This is a genomic window from Uruburuella suis (genome assembly GCF_004341385.1).
GTDB lineage: Bacteria > Pseudomonadota > Gammaproteobacteria > Burkholderiales > Neisseriaceae > Neisseria > Neisseria suis.
Genome location: NZ_SLXE01000001.1, coordinates 160,462 through 179,686, shown reverse-complemented (window position 1 = coordinate 179,686; position 19,225 = coordinate 160,462). Strand labels below are relative to the sequence as shown.

General features: G+C 52.5%; 15 protein-coding genes. 3 read left to right on the top strand and 12 right to left on the bottom strand.

Going from position 1 to position 19,225, the window contains the following annotated elements; all coding sequences use genetic code 11:
* The first annotated feature begins 75 nt into the window (after positions 1-75).
* Positions 76-3,261 (top strand): DNA translocase FtsK, encoded by a 3,186-nt coding sequence (locus EV680_RS00740; protein ID WP_132952170.1) that lies wholly within the window; start codon positions 76-78, stop codon positions 3,259-3,261.
* 339 nt (positions 3,262-3,600) lie between these two features.
* On the opposite strand, the gene EV680_RS00735 is transcribed toward EV680_RS00740, so the two are convergent.
* Both EV680_RS00735 and EV680_RS00730 read right to left on the bottom strand, forming a co-directional pair.
* A complete protein-coding gene (locus tag EV680_RS00735) occupies positions 3,601-4,053 on the bottom strand; it encodes a DUF3465 domain-containing protein (RefSeq protein WP_243650313.1) in 453 nt (150 codons plus the stop codon).
* Between the two features lie 27 nt (positions 4,054-4,080).
* Positions 4,081-4,872 (bottom strand): hypothetical protein, encoded by a 792-nt coding sequence (locus EV680_RS00730; RefSeq protein WP_132952168.1) that lies wholly within the window; start codon positions 4,870-4,872, stop codon positions 4,081-4,083.
* Between the two features lie 90 nt (positions 4,873-4,962).
* Between EV680_RS00730 and EV680_RS00725 the strand changes: the two genes are divergently transcribed.
* Together EV680_RS00725 and EV680_RS00720 are read left to right on the top strand one after the other, a co-directional pair.
* On the top strand, positions 4,963-5,214 hold the full coding sequence (locus EV680_RS00725) for an NGO1151 family protein (protein ID WP_132952166.1): 252 nt from the start codon (positions 4,963-4,965) through the stop codon (positions 5,212-5,214).
* Between the two features lie 95 nt (positions 5,215-5,309).
* On the top strand, positions 5,310-6,101 hold the full coding sequence (locus tag EV680_RS00720; RefSeq protein ID WP_132952164.1) for a basic amino acid ABC transporter substrate-binding protein: 792 nt from the start codon (positions 5,310-5,312) through the stop codon (positions 6,099-6,101).
* A gap of 554 nt (positions 6,102-6,655) precedes the next feature.
* Here the strand turns inward: EV680_RS00720 and EV680_RS00715 are convergent.
* The 10 genes from EV680_RS00715 to hisS form a co-directional block, all read right to left on the bottom strand.
* Positions 6,656-7,846, bottom strand: coding sequence for an amino acid aminotransferase (locus tag EV680_RS00715; protein ID WP_132952162.1), 1,191 nt, complete (start codon positions 7,844-7,846; stop codon positions 6,656-6,658).
* 186 nt (positions 7,847-8,032) lie between these two features.
* Positions 8,033-9,130 carry a hypothetical protein gene (locus EV680_RS00710; protein ID WP_132952160.1) on the bottom strand — a complete coding sequence of 366 codons (1,098 nt, stop codon included), beginning with the start codon at positions 9,128-9,130 and terminating at the stop codon, positions 8,033-8,035.
* Positions 9,131-9,489: 359 nt separating this feature from the next.
* On the bottom strand, positions 9,490-10,113 hold the full coding sequence (locus EV680_RS00705; RefSeq protein WP_132952158.1) for an MlaC/ttg2D family ABC transporter substrate-binding protein: 624 nt from the start codon (positions 10,111-10,113) through the stop codon (positions 9,490-9,492).
* 339 nt (positions 10,114-10,452) lie between these two features.
* Positions 10,453-10,752, bottom strand: a complete 300-nt coding sequence (gene yfaE / locus EV680_RS00700; RefSeq protein ID WP_132952257.1) for a class I ribonucleotide reductase maintenance protein YfaE — start codon at positions 10,750-10,752, stop codon at positions 10,453-10,455.
* Between the two features lie 390 nt (positions 10,753-11,142).
* Positions 11,143-12,276 (bottom strand): class Ia ribonucleoside-diphosphate reductase subunit beta, encoded by a 1,134-nt coding sequence (gene nrdB / locus EV680_RS00695; RefSeq protein ID WP_132952255.1) that lies wholly within the window; start codon positions 12,274-12,276, stop codon positions 11,143-11,145.
* Between the two features lie 119 nt (positions 12,277-12,395).
* Positions 12,396-14,675, bottom strand: coding sequence for a class 1a ribonucleoside-diphosphate reductase subunit alpha (gene nrdA / locus EV680_RS00690; protein WP_132952155.1), 2,280 nt, complete (start codon positions 14,673-14,675; stop codon positions 12,396-12,398).
* Between the two features lie 325 nt (positions 14,676-15,000).
* On the bottom strand, positions 15,001-15,276 hold the full coding sequence (hfq, locus tag EV680_RS00685; RefSeq protein WP_132952153.1) for an RNA chaperone Hfq: 276 nt from the start codon (positions 15,274-15,276) through the stop codon (positions 15,001-15,003).
* A gap of 282 nt (positions 15,277-15,558) precedes the next feature.
* Entirely contained in the window at positions 15,559-17,016 is a 1,458-nt protein-coding gene (gene der, locus EV680_RS00680; RefSeq protein ID WP_132952151.1) for a ribosome biogenesis GTPase Der, read from the bottom strand.
* 275 nt (positions 17,017-17,291) lie between these two features.
* Complete coding sequence (locus tag EV680_RS00675) at positions 17,292-17,921, bottom strand: YfgM family protein (protein ID WP_132952149.1); 630 nt, start codon at positions 17,919-17,921, stop codon at positions 17,292-17,294.
* Positions 17,922-19,217, bottom strand: coding sequence for a histidine--tRNA ligase (hisS, locus tag EV680_RS00670; protein WP_132952147.1), 1,296 nt, complete (start codon positions 19,215-19,217; stop codon positions 17,922-17,924).
* Between the last annotated feature and the right edge of the window lie 8 nt (positions 19,218-19,225).

The window sequence follows — 19,225 nt, the reverse complement described above, 5'->3', positions numbered from 1 at the left end:
GAAATCAGTTTGGTTTACCGGCAAAACACGTTAAAATAACACATTTGCCGAAACCGACTCAGGGTTGCCTTATTTATGTTGTGGACGTTGTTATTGATTTTGCTGCTGGCCGCGATTGCCGCAGTGCTGTGGATGCGCCGGCAGCAGGAGCGCGAATGGCTGCGCGAGCTCACTTATCTGAGCCGCCACGAAACCCAGCCGGCCTTCAGCCCTGAAGACATGGCCGCCAAACCGCCCAAAGCTTTGCGCGGCGTTGATCCCAATCTGCAAAACACCCGCCAAAGCCACAAAGCAGCCGAAGAAGCGCGCGCCGTATACGATAAAACCGTTGCTAAGCTGCGCGAATTGTCTCCCAAACACAGCCGCAAGCTCGATGCCACTTCCGGCAAAAACACCTTACAACCCAACGACAATCTCGATGATTTGCCGATTTTTGCCGCGCCCACACAAGACGCTTCGGCCGAGCTTCCGGCAGACATTGATGAAGTCGCTGATGAAGCACCCATCCGCGCCCTCAAAGCCGAACCCTTGCGTATTGGGCAAGCTGAGCCGGCAGCGCCTGATGGCGTACCGCCCGGCCACGATATTCCGATGTTTGGCGCGGTGATTGCGCCTACTGCGCCCGCCGCGAAGCCTCGCCCCAGCAGCGGCAAAGCCATTGCACCGGCGCCTTATCTGCAATTTGATGAAAGCGAATACCGCAGCGCCAAAGCCGTAGATGCCGAATTGCCGGTGATTACACTCGAAGAGGCCACCCGCGCCCTATATGAAACACCGTTGGCCGATTTGGCACAGCCGCAAAACACGCCCGCCCACCAAGCCGAGCTGCAAACGCACGCGCCGGCGCCTGATTTGGAAGTGGTGGATGTGAATTGGCAATTCAAGCCCGCGCTCGAAGCCGCCGGCGTGCAAGCACCCAAGCCGCCTGTGGAATTGAAAACCATCAGCCTCGACGACCCTGCGCTGATACGCACCCGCGCCCGCACTTTGGCAGAAGTGCAAAAAATCAGCCACCAAACCCCGAAAACCGAGCTGGCCGAATCGGTGCGCCAAGCCATGGGCGCGCCCGAAACCATAGGCGAAGAAGACATCCGCGCCAATCTGCTGCGCCAGCGTATGGCGCGCCGCCGCCAAGTTTCGGCGCAAGAGCCGCTGCAAACCGCGCAACCCAATGTGATTCCCGAGGGCGAAATATTGGCCAATCTGGCCAAAACCGATTCGCCGGTCAACCGCCGCATCCGCCGCGTCAACACCACTGTGCGCGAAAGCGTGATTCCAGAAGCCGCACGAGTGGAGCAAAGCCACGCCATCAAGCTGCAAGTGCCCAAGGCAGCTGCGCCGATTTCCACCCGCTTCACGCCTTATGCCGCTATGGCTGCGACAGCCGCGCCCACGGCTACCGTGGTCGAGCCGCCGCCTATGCCGGAAGTGGATATGATGCCACTTGATATACCCGAACCGCCCGTATTTAACGGCAGCGCTTATGATGAGCGTTATGATGCGTTCGACGCTTACCAGCCACCCGAGCCCGCTGCAAACGCACACATCAGCGATGCCCCGCGCTGGTCGATTACCGACCGCTTGATTAGCGAATCCGCACCGATTGAGCCTGCAATAAGCATTCAGACGGCCTCAGAAGAAGCTGTTTGGCTGCAAAACGGACAATCTGGCGCAATGCCGTCTGAAGCCGCATTCGAGCAATCGGCCAACCTTGTTATGCCGTCTGAAAGTATGACGCCGCCGCGCATAATAGAGCAGGGCGCAGGCACCCACCTGCCTTCGCTCGGCCTGCTTTTGCCGCCGCAATTCGACCCCAGCGCCACCCAAACCGAAGATGCGCTGCTGGAAAACAGCATCACGATTGAAGAGAAGCTGGCCGAATTCAAGGTTAAAGTCAAAGTGATGGATGCATACGCCGGCCCCGTAATTACCCGTTACGAAATCGAACCCGATGTCGGTGTGCGCGGCAATGCCGTGCTAAACCTTGAAAAAGACCTGGCCCGCTCGCTCGGCGTGGCTTCGATTCGCGTGGTGGAAACCATACCCGGCAAAACCTGTATGGGGCTGGAGCTGCCCAACCCCAAGCGCCAAATGATACGCTTGAGCGAAATCTTTGATGCGCCGGTGTTTCAAGATTCCAAATCCAAGCTCACGCTGGCGCTGGGGCAAGACATTACCGGTCAGCCTGTGGTTACCGATTTAGCCAAAGCCCCGCATCTTTTGGTGGCCGGCACCACCGGCTCGGGCAAATCGGTGGGCGTGAATGCCATGATTTTATCCATGCTCTTCAAAGCCACGCCCGAAGAAGTGCGCATGATTATGATCGACCCGAAAATGCTCGAATTAAGCATTTACGAAGGCATCCCGCACCTGCTCGCGCCCGTGGTGACCGATATGAAATTGGCCGCCAACGCGCTCAATTGGTGTGTAAACGAAATGGAAAAACGCTACCGCCTGCTCAGCCACATGGGCGTGCGCAACCTGGCCGGTTTCAACCAAAAAATAGCCGAAGCCGCCGCGCGCGGCGAAAAGCTCGCTAATCCGTTCAGCCTCACACCCGGCGATCCCGAGCCGCTGGAAAAGCTGCCTTTTATCGTGGTGGTGGTAGATGAGTTTGCCGACTTAATGATGACGGCCGGCAAAAAAATCGAGGAGCTGATTGCCCGGCTGGCCCAAAAAGCACGCGCCGCCGGCATTCACTTGATTTTGGCCACGCAGCGCCCCAGCGTAGACGTGATTACCGGGTTGATTAAAGCCAATATTCCCACCCGCATCGCGTTTCAAGTGTCCAGCAAAGTCGACAGCCGCACCATTCTCGACCAAATGGGCGCCGAAAACCTGCTCGGGCAGGGCGATATGCTGTTTCTGCCGCCCGGCATCGGCTATCCGCAACGCGTGCACGGCGCATTTGCTTCCGATGACGAAGTGCACGGCGTGGTGGAATATCTCAAGCAATTCGGCGAACCGGCTTATATTGACGACATTCTCACCGCCGGCGTAGGCAGCGATGATATATTCAGCAATGCCAACAACGGCCGCAACAACGATGGCGAGCTCGACCCGATGTATGATGATGCAGTAGCTTGCGTGGTGAAAACCCGCAAAGCCAGCATCTCATCAGTGCAGCGCCATTTGCGTATCGGCTATAACCGCGCCGCACGCCTGATTGATCAGATGGAAGCCGACGGCATCGTGTCCGCACCCGAAAGCAACGGCAACCGCACCGTGCTGGCACCGCCTGGCAATGAACATTTGGATTGATGGCTTGAGCAAGTGCCTAAATTATAGATTCTGATTTATGGCAGAAGGAAGACAGCTCTTTATCTATCTTGTTAAACCAAGGCCGTCTGAAGTTTTTTCAGACGGCCTTGGTTTAAGTGTATAAGAAAAAAGGAATAAATAAATGAGTGTAAATTACTTTAGCTACATGCACATTTGTCAGCACATAATTTCCATGTCAATAATTTAACATAATACAGATTATGCGAAACTAGCACCATGTCACGGTAATGCCCACACAGGGGGTTCTATAGATTTTCACCATCAAGCAATCAAACTACAATTACTTTTTTCAGCATTGATGTTTTATGGCCGCCTGCTTCACTGATAAATGATTCCGCGATGTTCAAGCCAGCCATCTGCATGGCGGCCTTTGGGGTCGTGATGGGTCCAGTGAATCACGCCGCCTTGTGCCGACCATTCGTATTCGCCATAAAAAGCAACGGCGTCGCCTTTTTTCAACTGGGGAATTCTGGGAGCCAAATCAATATTGTGCGCCACCAATAAGGTTTGGCCGTTGGCAAGCTTTAGAATAAAGCGCTGATGACGCGAGCCTTTGTTATCGTCGGGCAAGGTTTTGCTGACCACGCCGCTGCCTTGAATTTGCAGATTGCTCTGCCTGCCATCAAATGCTGCCTGCAATTTGGCATCGGTGTCGGCAGGCGCGGCAGCATGGTTCGGCGCATCCGTTTTACCGGGCGTTTGCTGCTGCCAAAGTTGGTAGCCTATTATGGCGCCCACCACTAAGGCAATCCAAATCCAGTTTTTCATCATTCCGGACTATCTTGATTAAAGCTTGCTTTATTGGCGGCGCTTGAATTTTAAGTCGTATTTGATTTCCGACATCACCGCTTTTAAATTGTATTCGAGAATTTCATCAACCAGGGCCGGTGTTTGCTCGTTGAGGTTTTGTTGCAGCTGATAAGTGAGCGCGGCCGCCTGTTTTTGCACGGCCACGCGCACCATGCCGTTTACTGCATCGGTCAGGTGCGGGCGCAGGCGCTTGCTCAGGCGCGCCATAAGTTCGCTTTCCGATAAACACATCACCGGTTGATGCGCGGCCACCTGCGGATCAAGCACTTGCACGATAACCGGCATGCCCTCTGAATCAGGCAATGCTTCATCTTCCGGCACATGTTGTGTCGGGTTTTGTGTTTGCGCAGGCTCAGTCGCGTTTTGCCGTTTCGGGTTCAGCCAAACGGTATGGGTTTTGAGCACTTGCCCCTCATCGGCGGCCTGCAAGGCGGTTTGGGCGGCAAGCCAATCTTCTTGCAGCAGCACGGTGGTGTCGGTTTCCGCGCCCTCTTCTTCCGGGATGCTTTCATTGTACGTTTTCTGCCATTGCAACAAGTATTCGCGCAATGCTTTTTCTTGTGCTTTCGCATGGCTTTTGTCGACAGCGCGCACCGGTTTCACGGCAACCGGAGTAGGTTCGACACGGGTTTCCGATTGCGGTGCATCGCTGTGGCGGCGCTCGCGCAATTGCTCGAGGCCGCGCTCCCAATCGAAATCTTCTTGCTGCGGCTCAACCGGTGCGCCGGCCGGCTCTTCTAAGGTAAAGGTTAACTCTGATGGCGAACGTTTGCTGTCCATTTTCTGATGCTCCGGTGCAGGTAGCGGCTGTTTAAAGCCGTATGGTTCGGTATAATGCGCTTATTCTAACAGATTATTAAAGGAAACATCATGAGCAGCCTCGAACAACGCCTCGACTATCTCGAAGAAGCCAATGATGTGTTGCGCATGCAAAATCAGGTGCTGGCCACGGCCTTTAAAGGCATGATCAGCGCCCTGCCCGCCGATATTGCGCAAGATGTGGTGGAATCGGTGCAACTGGCTTTTGAAGATACGCTGGCCGAGCTGCAATATGAAGACAGCCCCCATGTGGATTTATTCCATGATGTGACTTATGCCTTTTTCCGTGAAAAAGAGCGTTGAATACATCAAACAGGCCGTCTGAAAGCATTATTGCATTTTGTAAATTTATGCTAAAATTGCAAGCCTGATAACCATTGCTTGATAAGGAAAACACCATGAATATGAAAAAATGGCTGGCGGCGGCTTTTGCCTGCTCTGCTCTGATGTTGGGCGCATGCGGCGGCCAAAGCAGCAACACCGGCGCGGCCGCTTCGGCCGACAACAGCAATAAAGTTTACCGGGTGGCAATGAATGCCGAATTTGCCCCGTTTGAATCGCTTGATTCCAGCAATCAGGTGCAAGGCTTTGATGTGGATTTGATGAATGCGCTGGCTCAGGCGGGCAATTTCAAAGTGGAATACAAGCATCAGCCTTGGGATAGCCTCTTCCCTGCGCTGGCCAACAGCGATGCCGACATGCTTATTTCTGCGGTGACGATTACCGATGAGCGCAAACAAACCATGGATTTCACCGAGCCTTATTTTGAAATCACCCAAGTGATTTTGGTGCCCAAAGGCAAAGAAATCAAATCGGCAGATGATTTGAAAAATGCCACCAAAGTGGGCGTGGTTACCGGCAACACCGGCGACTTTGCCGCTTCGAAAATTTTGGGCAACAACAGCCCGAAAATCGCCCGTTTTGAAAACCTGCCCTTGCTGATTAAAGATCTGGAAAGCGGCGGCTTGGATGCGGTGGTCAGCGACAGCGCCGTGGTGGGCAATTACATTAAAAATAACAGCGACAAAGGCTTCAGCATGGTTGCCGTGCCTGATTTTGAAGTGGAAAACTACGGCATTGCCGTGCGCAAGGGCGATACCGCCACCTTGAATATGCTCAATGAAGCGCTCAAACAAGTGCGTGCCAATGGCGAATATGACAAAATTCACGACACTTATTTTACCAAGTAAAACTCGGTTGAAATCAAGAAAAAGCCCAATTTCGGGCTTTTTTTCTTTCTGAAAAGTTAATGTTTCAGACGGTCTTGGCTTCTGTAACGACCGGTAAAACGTGTGCACATTCAAATGGGCATCATACCAATTCAAAAAAATAACCTTACAAAATAAAAGTAGTTCGATAGCACCAACCGCGTAGGTCAGATTCTTGAATTCGACGTTTATCGGCCAAAGTGATGTGCGTGTCTTGTTCTACGAACAAGTGTCGGATTCAAGAATCCGACCTACGGGCTGCCTGTTTATATAGTGGAATGCAAGAAAAAGTGACACAAAACTACGCACTATAACAGGTAGGTTGGGTTGCCAAACCCAACGTTTCAGACGGCCTGTGGGCTTGTTGGGTTTTCAACCCAACCTACCCGTTGTGTCACTTTTTCCCGCATTTCACTATATATTATTTTTTAGAATTGGTATAAGAGTTTGAAACTATTTTTCAAGCATTTGTTTTGCCTATAAAAAAGGCCGTCTGAAACTTTTTCAGACGGCCTTTTCACCCTTGGCTATTGCTTTTACAACACTTTCACAATGCTTTCGCACAGATAGCGGATATTCGCTGCTGTGATGCCGGCCACGTTGATTCGGCCGGAGCGCACGGCGTAAATGGCGAATTCGTCTTTCAAGCGGTCAACCTGCTCGGGCGTGAGGCCGCTGAATGAAAACATGCCGTTTTGGTTGATGATAAAGCTGAAGTCTTGCTCGGCGCCGTATTCTTTCAGCAAATCCACAAATTGGCGGCGCATCTCTTTGATGCGGCTGCGCATTTCATCCAATTCGGCAACCCATTGCGCTTTGAGGGCTTCGTCTTGCAACACGATGGCCACGGCGCTGCCGCCATGCGAAGCGGGGTTGGAATAGAGGGTGCGGATAATGCTTTTTACTTGGCTGAATGCGCGCGCTGCGGTTTCTTCATCGGCGGCCACTAAGGTAAACGCGCCTACGCGCTCGTTGTAGAGGCCGAAGTTTTTAGAATAAGAGCTGGCCACCAGCATTTCCTGATGGTTGGCGGCGAAAGCGCGCAGGCCGGCGGCATCTTGCTCCAAGCCGTTGGCAAAGCCTTGATAGGCAAAGTCAAACAAGGGCAGCCAGCCTTTTTCAGCCGACATTTTAGCCAATGCCGCCCATTGTTCGGGCGTGGGGTCGATGCCGGTGGGATTGTGGCAGCAGCCGTGCAGCAACACCACATCGCCGGCTTGCGCTTGCTGCAAATCTTCAATCATGCCGTTCCAATCCAGGCTGTGGCTGGCTTTGTCGTAATAGCGGTAATCGCGGATATTGATGCCGACGGCATTGAAAATGGCGTTGTGGTTGGGCCAGGTCGGCGCGCTAATCCACACATTTTGGGCAGGCGTTTGGCGTTTGATAAATTCGGCGGCCACGCGCAATGCGCCGGTGCCGCCCAAGCTTTGCGCGGTTTTGGCGCGGCGGCTTTGCACGATTTCGCTCTCGGCGCCAAACAGCAGCTTTTGGGTTTCGGCGTTGAAGGCGGCCACGCCGTCGATGGTAAGGTAGTTTTTGGTGTTTTCTTTGTCGAGCAGGCGTTTTTCGGCTTCTTTGACGGCTTTTACAATCGGAGTTTGGCCGGCCGCATCTTTATACACGCCGATGCCGAGGTTGACTTTGCCCTCGCGCTGCTCTGCTTTAAATGCTTCGCCCAAACCTAAAATCGGGTCGGCTGGTGCTGCCTGGATTTTCTCAAACATGATAACGCCTCTCTGTGATGATGATCGGATAAAATAATATAAAGCAATAGTTAACAATATTACGCTTTTTCCCGGCAGATGAAAACCGCTGCCGCTGCGATATTTGGCCTGTGTCATAAAAAAATCATCAGGCCGTCTGAAAGCTTTTCAGACGGCCTGAATTTGAATGGATACTATTGATTCGGGTTAGAAGAAAAATTCCACTTGCGCACGCACCACATTCACATCTTGTTTGCTGTTGCCCGCGGTGGCGTTTACTTGCTTGCCGTGCAGGTAGAATGCATTGAATTTGATGTTTTTGTAGGGCACAAAATCAAAGCCCAGCTGCGCGCCCTGCACGTTTTTGGAATAATCGTTTACCGATGAAATGCCCGACATGGCACCCACACGGCGATAGTTGGCAAACACATCGTAGCTGTTGCGGGTTTTGATGTCGGCCAGCTTGTATTTCACTTCGGTAAACACGCCATCAGGCGACACTTTTTTGCCGGCGCTGTCGCGCACATCATCAATATTGGAGCGGCTATAGGCCGCCATCCAGCGCCAATCGTCGTTGAATTTCACATCCATGCCCACCTCGCCGAACACAGCGTTTTGCGTGCGGTTGTCGGGCTTTTTCAAATCGTTGAGGTAAACCAGTGTGGCGCCGACATTCACTTTATCGTTTACCGGCACCACGGTTTGCGCCGAGGCGATAAATTCGCGGCGCACTTCCACGCCCCACGGGTTGTCGTTCAAATGCTTGGTCATGCGCGCGGCGGCGATTTTGGTGGGGTATTTGTAGTCGAAAAAGAGCTCGGCACCGGTTATTTCATTATCGAGCACGCGGCCGTATGAAGAGAATGCGCCGAATTTACCCAAACGGGTTTTCACTTTGTCGTAAACCTTGCCTTCTGCATAAAGTTTGTTCATCGGCACATCATGGTCGCCGTTGAATTTGCCGTTTTCCAGGTTGATCTGCGGCTCCAGCTGGGTGGTAACACGCCAGTTTTCGGTCAGCTTGGCTGAAAGCCACAACTCCAAGTTGGCATGGCTTTGGCTGTCGGGGCGCTGGTTTTCATTGCCGGCATAAGAGGATTGGGTGTCGCCGCCGTCTATGCGGAAACGCAGCGTGCCGGCTGCGGTAAAGCGGTCTTCGAAAAAGCCTTTTTTCTCGTGTGCGCGATCATCAATGGCGTTGATATAATCATCGCCGGTAGCCAATGCGGCGGCTGTGTTTTCAGCCCATGCCGGCATTGTGCACAAGGTGGCGGCCAGCAAGGTTAAGGTGCGTTGAGCGTTCATGCGTAAATCTCCCATGTAGGAAAATGATGTTGAGGGCTGTGCCGCTTGCCAGCGGCGTAATTACAATACAAATATTGACATACTTTATTTTCCAACAAACGGAATACTCATTAAGCCGAAATAATATCTTATTGATATTCAATAATTTTAATTTTAAACCGGCTCATTTTTTTGCGTATGCAATTTATAATTTTTGTATATGTATGTAATCATATTTAATCTGTAATATTTGTGCAATAAATGCTGCTGTCAAACCCAGCTTATCTTGCTGCTGGTTTGATATTGGTCAACATGGCAACAGGCCGTCTGAAAGAATGTTTCAGACGGCCTGTGTTATCTTATTAAATTTAAATATAAAATCAATTGCCGGCAGGTGTTGCCGGTTTCAGCCCTTTTTGGCGCAGTGTTGCAATTGTACCATCAATGCCTTGCTGGCGGATTAAATCGTTAAACTGGTTGCGGTAAATCGTGACCATGCTGGCGCCGTCAACGCGGATATCGTAGATTTTGTAGGTTTGCCCCACTTGATACAAGCGGTAACTCACTTCATATTTATTGCCGGTGCCGCTGCGCACTTCAGTAAACACTTCCACGCGGTTGTTATTGCTCTCGATTATTTTCGGCAGCAAAGTCACTTTTGCATCTGCTGCGCCCATCAAGGCGGCGCGCGAATACATGGTAATCATCATGCTTTTAAAGGCGGCGATAAAATCGCTTTTTTGCTGCGCGTTGAATTGCCGCCACGGCAAGCCCACGGCCAGTGCCGAAATGCGTTGATAGTCTAAATATTGGTCGGCATAGCGGTCGATGCGCTGCACTTTTTGCGCTTCGCTCAATTGCGGGTTGCGCGCGACAGCGAGCACGGCATCCATATTTTGCTGGAATTGCACCTGCGCCGGATGTTGGGCGGCCGTGGCGGCTGCGGCATAAGGGGCAACAATGGCCACCGGTGCGGCCATTAAAACGGCCATTAATTTATTCATTGTTTGTCTCCTTTGTGTTGCTTGCGTTTTATAAAAGGCAATGCCCGCGTTTTCAGTGAAGGGGGTTTATCTTGCCCACGATAGTATAATTTTTCGGCTTTATCCAGCCTATTCGGATAAAACGCCCGTAAATCATGTAAATAATACCAAACTTAAAAAATAACCCAACGGCGTTGGCTCGCCTTGCCGCGTGCGGTGTACTGTCTTTGGCTTGCCGCCTTATAAGCTTACTTTTTTGAATGGGTATTATTTTTTAGGTCGGGTATAAATCACGAAAGGCCGTCTGAAACCTTTCAGACGGCCTTTCGATGATGCAACTGCTTTGATGATGCAACTGCTTTATTGGTTTTCAAACAAATCGCTGTCAAACAAATCCCGCTCTTGTACACGGACGCGGCAGTCGATTTCTATCGGCCCGCTCACGCGGCAGCAGCAAGGCAGCACTTCATTGGGGCCGACAAAAGCCAGCGGCAGCTCGTCGTAATCCACCTTGCCTGCGCGCAATTTCACGCGGCAGGCGCCGCAATAGCCGCTGCGGCATTGGTATTCCACTTCGTGGCCGGTGCGCTCCAAACCGTCGAGCAGGGTTTCGCCCGCTTGCAGCTCGAAGATTTTATCGTTGGTGGTGATTAAGGTCATGCTCGGGTTCAATCGTTGCAGCATTGCCTGCCACAGACGGTTGGGCAATACGGCGGCACGGGGATGGAAATGAATCTGCACGGTTTTTCCTTATGGTTTCAGACGGCCTGAGTTGAGGCCGTCTGAACAGCATAGAAAAAAACCGTGACCGTTTAATGAATGCCGGATTCATCAATATGAAAGACGGCCTGTTGTAATAGCCCTGGCTAGGGTCTGTTCACAATTCATCTCGTGGCAATCTTTTGGCTCAAAAACGCGCCTGCTGCGTTGAAAATGCTCGCAAGGTGTTCAACCTTGCTGTGCTTTTCGCCTTGCAGCCACGCTTTTGCGCTCAAAATCTTACTCGCGGATGAATTGTGAACAGACCCTAGGGTCTATTCACAAGCGCTATTACAACTCGAAATCGCCCAAATCTTCAGCCTTCACTTCCGCATCGATTTGGCCGATCAAATAAGAGCTGATTTCCACTTCTTGCGGGGCAACCTGCACATTATCGGATGAGAGCCAGGCATTAATCCACGGAATCGGGTTTTGCGTGGCGCTTTCAAAAGCCGGTTGCAGGCCGACGGCAGCCATGCGCAGATTGGTGATGTATTCCACATATTGGCCGAGGATTTCTTTATTCAGGCCGATCATGGAGCCGTCTTTAAACAAATATTCGGCCCATTCTTTTTCCTGCAAAGCAGCGGTTTTAAACAAATCAAAACATTGCTGCTCCAATTCGGCGGCGATTTCGGCCATTTCAGGATCGTCCACACCGCTGCGCATCAGGTTAAGCATGTGCTGGGTGCCGGTGAGGTGCAGCGCTTCGTCGCGGGCAATCAGCTTGATGATTTTGGCATTGCCTTCCATCAATTCGCGCTCGGCAAAGGCAAACGAGCAGGCAAACGACACATAAAAGCGGATGGCTTCGAGCACGTTGACACACATCAGGCAAAGATAAAGCTTTTGCTTCAGCTCGCGCAAATGGATGTGCACGATTTTGCCGTTTACTTCGTGCCGCCCTTCACCCAAAAGGTTGTAATACTGGGTGTATTCAATCAAATCATCGTAATAGCAGGCGATGTCTTCAGCGCGGGCAATGATGTAATCGTTGCTGACAATATCGTCAAACACGAGCGAAGGATCGTTCACGATATTGCGGATGATGTGGGTGTAGGAGCGCGAGTGGATGGTTTCGGAAAACGACCAGGTTTCCACCCAGGTTTCTAGCTCGGGAATCGACACCAAAGGCAGCAGGCCTACATTGGGGCTGCGGCCCTGAATCGAATCGAGCAGGGTTTGGTATTTCAAGTTGCTGATGAAAATGTGTTTTTCATGGTCGGGCAGATTTTGGTAATCGATGCGGTCGCGCGACACGTCGATTTCTTCCGGCCGCCAGAAAAACGACAATTGCTTTTCAATCAGCTTTTCGAAAATTTCGTATTTCTGTTGGTCGTAACGCGCCACATTCACCGGCTGACCGAAAAACATCGGCTCCAAAAGGGCGTTGTTTTTGGCTTTGCTGAAGGTGCTGTAAGACATCACTAAATGTTCGCAAGACATAATCGGGCTTTCGGATAATATATTCAGACGGCCTCACGCGGCCGCATAAGGCACAACAGGCGGAAGCTGTGTTCCGCCCTGCTCTGCTCGTTAACGCATCAAATTTTGCATGCACCGCCGGCGCAGCCGTCGTCTTGCAAATCGGCCTGGGTGTCGTCGGCACCATCGCGGGTGTTGTGGTAGTAAAGGGTTTTCAGGCCGAATTTATAGGCGGTGAGCAAGTCTTTTAAAAGCTGCTTCATCGGCACGCGGCCGCCTTCAAAACGCTGCGGGTCGTAACTTGTATTCGAAGAAATGGCCTGGTCGACAAATTTCTGCATCACGCCCACGAGCTTCAAATAGCCGTCGTTGTTCGGCATCTGCCACAGCAATTCGTATTGGTTTTTCAAGCGCTCGAATTCGGGCACTACTTGCTTCAAAATGCCGTCTTTCGAGGCTTTCACCGACACCAAGCCGCGCGGCGGCTCGATGCCGTTGGTGGCATTGGCGATTTGCGAGCTGGTTTCAGACGGCATCAGCGCGGTGAGGGTGGAATTGCGCAAACCGTGTTGCACGATTTCGGCGCGCAGGCCTTCCCAATCCAGATGCAGCGGCTCTTGGCAAACGGCATCCAAATCTCTTTTATAGGTGTCGATGGGCAGCTTGCCCTGCGCATAAGTGGTTTCGTGAAACAGCGGGCAGGCGCCGTATTCTTTGGCCAAATTCACCGAGGCTTTGAGCAGGTGATACTGAATCGCTTCAAAGGTGCGGTGGGTGAGGCCGAGCGCGGAATCATCGCTGTAGCGTACGCCGTTTTTAGCTAGGTAATAAGCATAGTTGATCACGCCTATACCCAGCGTGCGCCGGTTCATGGTGGCGATTTGGGCGGCTTTAATCGGGTAATCCTGATAATCGAGCAAGGCATCGAGCGCGCGCACGGCCAAATCGGCCAAGCCTTCCAACTCATCCAGGCTTTCGAGCGCGCCCAGATTGAATGCCGACAAAGTGCACAACGCGATTTCGCCGTTTTCATCATTGATGTCGTTTAAAGGCTTGGTCGGCAGCGCGATTTCCAAACACAAATTGGATTGGCGCACCGGTGCCACGCTCGGATCGAACGGGCTGTGGGTGTTGCAGTGATCGACGTTTTGGATATAGATGCGGCCGGTGCCGGCGCGCTCCTGCATCAGAATGGAAAACAATTCGGTGGCCGGCACAATGCGTTTGCGGATGGCAGGGTCTTGCTCGTATTGGGTGTAGAGACGCTCGAATTCGTCTTGATCGGCGAAAAATGCATCATATAAGCCCGGCACTTCGTGCGGGGAAAACAGCGCAATATCGCCACCTTTAATCAGGCGGGTGTAGAGCAGGCGGTTGATTTGCACGCCGTAATCGAGCTGGCGAACGCGGTTGTCTTCCACGCCGCGGTTGTTTTTCAGCACCAGCAGGCTTTCCACTTCGATATGCCAAAGCGGGTAAAACAAGGTGGCCGCGCCGCCGCGCACGCCGCCTTGCGAGCAGGATTTGACTGCTGCCTGAAACATTTTGAAAAACGGAATGCAGCCGGTGTGCTGCGCTTCGCCGCCGCGGATTTCGCTGCCCAAGCCGCGGATGCGGCCGGCGTTGATGCCGATGCCGGCCCGCTGCGACACATATTTCACAATCGCGCTGGTGGTGGCGTTGATGCTGTCGAGGCTGTCGTCGCACTCAATCAGCACGCAGCTGGAAAATTGGCGCGTGGGCGTACGCACGCCGCTCATAATCGGCGTGGGCAATGAAATTTTAAAAGTGGATACGGCATCGTAAAACTTTTTCACATAAGCCAAGCGCGTGGCTTGCGGATATTTGGCAAACAAACACATCGCCACCAGCATATACAGAAACTGCGGCGTTTCGTAGATTTGCCGGCTCACGCGGTTTTGCACCAGATATTTGCCCTCGAGCTGCTTGACGGCACCGTAAGAGAAGGTCATGTCGCGCTCGTGGTCGAGATAATCGTTGAGCTCGTCGAATTCGGCGCGGCTGTAGTCGGCCAAAAGATGGCGGTCGTATTTGCCCGCTTCGGTGAGTTTGCCCACATGGTCAAACAAATGCGGCGGCTCGAATTGGCCATAAGCAATTTTGCGCAAATGGAAAATCGCCAAACGCGCAGCCAGATATTGGTAATCGGGCGTTTCTTGAGAAATCAGGTCGGCCGCAGCTTTGATAATGGTTTCGTGAATATCGTCGGTGCGGATGCCGTTGTAAAACTGGATATGCGATTTGAGCTCAACCTGCGACACCGAAACATTGTCCAAACCGGCTGCTGCCCAGTTGATTACGCGGTGGATTTTATCCAGATTGATCGGCTCCAGCCGGCCGTCGCGTTTGGTTACTTTCAGATTGCTTGCTGCGTTCATCGCCAAATCCCATCCAGTTGAAAAACACAAGATACGGTAGTATCTTGCTGAGGAAACCACAATATAATGTATTTTCAGACGGCCTGCCAGTCTTGACAAACTGCCTGTTCGGGAGGCGCAAACGGCGCTGCGCCCACCCTGTCGGCATAGCGCCTTGAGTATTCAGCCATTGCTGAATTTCTTCATGCGGCCGCTGCCTAAAAATGATGCAAATAATTATTGTGTAATTTTGTACGCGCCATGCAACAGGGCTTGTCGGCCCTCTTAAAATAGCGCATAGAAAAATGCCTTACCGCAAAAAAACGGTAAGGCATTTGAGCAAAACTTATTCGGCGGAGTGGGTTTCCACTTGCACGGGCGCTGCGGCTTGCTGCTTCTCGTGCTGCAGGCTCACGGCGCGCGCCGGCACGATGGTGGAAATCGCATGTTTGTAAACCATTTGCGTTACCGATGTGTTGCGCAGCAACACCACATACTGGTCAAACGATTCTACCTGGCCTTGCAGCTTGATGCCGTTGACCAGATAAATTGAAACCGGCACATGCTCTTTACGCAAGGCATTCAAGAAAGGATCTTGTAACATTTGTCCTCTAGCGGTCATATTTTAAACTCCGTTATTATGGTTTTAAGGTTTCGGGAAAGTACGCGCCGATTGTAGCCCTGAATGCGGCACTTTTCCAATACTTTCTCAGTAAGAATGTGCAAACATAAAGAAGCGCTAAAGCCGGCGCACCGCGTTTAGATGGGCGGGCAGCCCGAAAGTTTCCGGTTTTTTCAGACGGCCTGATCACTATATCTGCACATGGCTTCTTTGCTGGGCTCAGGTATAAAAAGAGGCCGTCTGAAAGCAAAAAGCGTTCAGACGGCCTTGTTTGTTTTAATGTTATTTATTGTGCTGTTTTTTGACGCTTACTTTGGCTTTCTTTTTGAAGCGGCTTTTTTCTTCCTTGCGCCCTTCCCGCTTTTCAATGCGGTTGCTCAAAGCGGCGCGGCGCAGCGGCTTTTTCTTGGGCTTGTCGTCTGCTTCACTATAAGGGTTTTCCGACACATTGTATTGAATGCGCAGCGGTGTGCCTTGCAGGTTGAAAGCTTTGCGGAAGGTTTGGGTGAGGTAGCGGGTGTAGGCATCGGGAATATGCTGCAACGAATTGCCGTGTATCACAATCACCGGCGGATTCATGCCGCCTTGGTGGGCATAGCGCATTTTCGGGCGCACCAAGCCTGCGCGAGGCGGCTGCTGGCGCTCGATGGCGCTTTGCAGCACGCGGGTGATTTTCGGGGTAGGCATTTTAATCATTGCTGCATCATAGGCCGCTTGAATGGAATCGAACAAGCCGTCGATACCGCGCTCTTTCAATGCCGAAATATAATGGAATTTGGCAAATTCCAAAAAATACAGCTTGCGGGCGATGTCGCGCTTCACCTGCTCGCGCCGCTCCTCGCTGATGCCGTCCCATTTATTCACCGCCACCACCAAAGCCCTGCCTGCTTCCAGCGCAAAGCCGGCGATGGTGGCATCTTGGTCGGCAATGTCTTGCTGTGCATCAAGCACCAACACCGCCACATTGGCCGCCTCAATCGCCTGCATGGCTTTAATCACCGAAAATTTTTCCACCGCTTCATCCACTTTGCCGCGGCGGCGCACGCCGGCGGTGTCGATAATGGTGAAGGGCTTGCCTTCACGCTCGAAATCGATGTGGATGCTGTCGCGGGTGGTGCCGGCCATGTCGAAAGCAATCACACGCTCTTCGCCGAGAATGGCGTTTACCAAGGTGGATTTGCCCACGTTGGGGCGGCCGATAATGGCAAACACGGGGTGTTTGGGCGTTTCGGCTTCTTCTTCCGCTTCGGGAAAGTGTGCCAACACCTCTTCCATCAGGTGGTAAACGCCATCACCGTGAGCGCCGGAAATCACGGTGGGCTCACCCAGCGCCAGCTCGTAAAACTCTGCCGCCAGCACGGCACGGTTGCCGCCCTCGCCTTTGTTCACCGCCAAAAACACCGGCCGCGTGCTTTGTCGCAGGCGGTCGGCAATGATTTTATCTTGCGGGGTAACGCCGTTTCGGGCATCCACAAGAAACACCACCGCATCGGCTTCATCAATGGCTTGCAGGGTGTGTTTGGCCATTTCATGCAAAATGCCGCTGTCCACCACCGGTTCGAAACCGCCGGTGTCGATTACCAGATAAGGTTTACTGCCGATTTTGCCGTGGCCGTAATGGCGGTCGCGCGTGAGGCCGGGCATATCGGCCACCAAGGCATCTTTGCTGCGGGTGAGGCGGTTGAATAAGGTGGATTTGCCGACATTGGGGCGGCCGACCAGCGCGATGGTGGGTTTCATAGTTATTTTCTCGGTTGTTTTCAGACGGCCTCTGCGGCCGAATCATTTAAATAAATACGGTATGGCTCAAGCTTCATATTGTATTGCTGCGCCTGACAGTATTGCAGTATGGGCAGATATGGAAAATCGCTGCTTCACGGTCATATTCAAATGTTTCGGTTATCCATAAAAGCGTTTGAATAAAAAGCGCAAGGGCTTGCAAAAGAAAGGGTTTCTTTTGCAAGCCGCAGCGGGCAAGGAGTTGCCCCTGTGTGGTCGCTTTCAGACGGCCTGTGTTATTTCAGCTGGTCTGCTTTCAATTGCAGCAATTGGCGGTTGCCCGCCTCTTTGGGCAACTTGTTTAATGCCTGCTCGTAAGCAGCCACGGCCTCGCTATTTTTGCCCTCGGCCGCATACACATCGCCTTTGGTTTCCAGCAGCAGCGGCTCAAAATCGGCTTCTACCGGCGTGGCCAGAGTGGCCAGCGCTTCGGTGTATTTTTTCTGCTGCAATTGCACCACAGCCAAGCGTTGCGCTGCCAAAGCCTGCACCAGCGGCGCTTTTTGGTTTTTCAACACCCATGTCAGGTGGCCGGCGGCGGTATCGTATTGCCCTTGGTCAAACTCGGTGGCAGCCACCATCATGGTGGCTTGCGCTGCGGCCATGGTGCTCGGGTGGTTTTGCTGCAATTTCAGCAAATCGGCATTAATGGCTTTTGCATCGCCTTGATTTTGCGCTTTTTCCACCAATCCGGCCAGCACGCCGGCTGCTTCTTGGTCTTTACCGGCCTGATAATTTTGATACAGCACATAGCCCAAATAGGCCAATGCGGCAATCAGCAGCGCGGTAAACAGCCAGCGCCCCCAGCTTTTCCAAAAATATTTGAAATTTTCCAGCTCTTCTTGATCTTGAATATGTGAAGCCATTTATGCCTGTTTCCATTGTTGCAAAGTGGTTGATAAATCGGCAGCAGCCACCGTTTGCTGGCCTTGGCCGCCCTGCATGTCTTTCAAAGTGGCGCTGCCGGCAGCCAGCTCGTCCTGCGCCACAATCAGCGCAAAACGTGCGCCGCTGGCATCGGCTTTTTTCATTTGCGCTTTAAGACTCTGCTGCCCTGAATGCTGCAACACATCAAAGCCGGCTTCGCGCAAATTCTGTGCATATTGCATCACTTTCAGCGCCGCGCCCTCGCCCTGATGCATGGCATACACATCGGGGGCGGCGGGCACATTGAGCTTACCGTATTCGTGCACCAGCAACAGCAGGCGCTCAATGCCCATGGCAAAACCGATAGAGGCAGCAGGTTTGCCGCCCAGCTCTTCAATCAAACCGTCGTAGCGGCCGCCGCCGCACACCGTGGCTTGCGCGCCGAGTTTGTCGGTGGTCCACTCGAATACGGTTTGGTTGTAGTAATCCAGGCCGCGCACCAGCCGAGGGTTTTCCACATAGGCGATGCCCAGCCCGTCGAGCATGGTTTTAAACTGCGCATAATGCGCTTGCGAGGCTTCGCCGAGATATTCGGTCAAGCGCGGTGCAGCATTGCAAATGGCCTGCAAATCGGGATTTTTGCTGTCGAGCACGCGCAAAGGATTGGTGTGCAGGCGGCGGCGGCTGTCCTCATCCAGTTGAGCCTCGTAGCCACTCAGATAAGCCACTAAAGCTGCACGATGCGCGGCACGTTCTTCGCGGTTGCCCAAGCTGTTGATTTCCAAAACAAGTTGCTCGCTGATGCCTAATTCGCGCCATAAATCGGCCGACATGGCCACGATTTCCGCATCAATATCGGGTCCTTCAAAACCCAAGGCTTCCACGCCCACTTGATGGAACTGGCGGTAACGCCCTTTTTGCGGCCGCTCCCGGCGAAACATCGGCCCCATATACCAAAGCTTTTGCGGGCTGTTGTAGAGCAAGTTGTGCTCCACCACGGCCCGCAGGCAAGAAGCGGTGCCTTCGGGGCGCAGGCTCAGGCTCAGCGCATCGTTGGAATCGGAAAAAGTATACATTTCCTTGCCAACCACATCGGTTTCTTCACCGATAGAGCGCACAAACAAACCGGTTTGCTCCACAATCGGCGTGCGGATTTGCTGATAGCCGAAGCGGCGCGTCCAGCGCACCACAGCTTCTTCAAAAGCCTGCCAAAAGGCCGAAGTCAATTTGAAATCTTTTTGCTCGATTGGCAATAAATCGTTCATGCCTTTAACGGCCTGGATTTTTTTTCCCATGGATGTTT